Source organism: Pseudomonas meliae, from assembly GCF_001400515.1.
In the GTDB taxonomy this organism is placed as follows: domain Bacteria; phylum Pseudomonadota; class Gammaproteobacteria; order Pseudomonadales; family Pseudomonadaceae; genus Aquipseudomonas; species Aquipseudomonas amygdali.
The window spans coordinates 1-596 of the sequence record NZ_LJQT01000372.1; the positions used below are offsets into that span (position 1 = coordinate 1).

Consider the following 596-nt stretch of genomic DNA (forward strand, 5'->3'; position numbering starts at 1 on the left):
CCACGGCCGCCTCTCACTCGCCGCCAATTATCGGCGCATAGTCGATGCCGTAGTTTTTCAGCAGCGCTTCCTGGATCACCTTGCGTTTCGGGATGTTGCGCTCAAAGGCTTCCTTGGCCACGTGGTAATGCACATCCGCATCGAGCATGACGCGCACCTCTGCCGAGCGCCACTTGGCCTTTCCGTCTTCGGTTTCGAACTCATTCAACATGCCATTTCCTCATCCCGGTTAATTTTGTTAGCGGGCTGTTCCTCGCTGGTATCCATTAGGTCACAGGGGGGAAATGTTGTCATGTAGCCAATTTTGGCTACTTGACATTTTCCTTAAAATCAGGCTGTTGACTCTAAGCATACAAATATCACGAAGCTCAAAAAGATTATGAATTTCGAATTTGTCTTTAGCTCTAGACAGATAAACTCGAACCGTATGCGGGGATATACCCACTTCAATGGCAATCGTTCTCAACGAAAAGCCATGCGAATACATGATTACCGCTTTGCCCTCCTGCGGTGAAAGATCAGGGAGCAGATCAGTTGTCCACTCTTCTTGCCCTTCCAGAAAAATCGCCATTTTAAAATCCCTCATGCACGACAGA

Annotated in this window: 2 protein-coding genes; both read right to left on the minus strand. The window is 48.5% G+C overall.

Annotated features, from left to right (window positions below; genetic code table 11):
• Positions 1-13 precede the first annotated feature (13 nt).
• Positions 14-211 (minus strand): hypothetical protein, encoded by a 198-nt coding sequence (locus tag ALO64_RS17700; protein ID WP_054991769.1) that lies wholly within the window; start codon positions 209-211, stop codon positions 14-16.
• Between the two features lie 60 nt (positions 212-271).
• The coding region (locus ALO64_RS17705; protein ID WP_235805013.1) for a helix-turn-helix transcriptional regulator at positions 272-596 on the minus strand (325 nt) is incomplete at its 5' end.

Bases quoted from the DNA above. Each gene is read 5' to 3' on its own strand.
- ALO64_RS17700 (WP_054991769.1), bottom strand. From the start codon at position 211: ATGTTGAATGAGTTCGAAACCGAAGACGGAAAGGCCAAGTGGCGCTCG.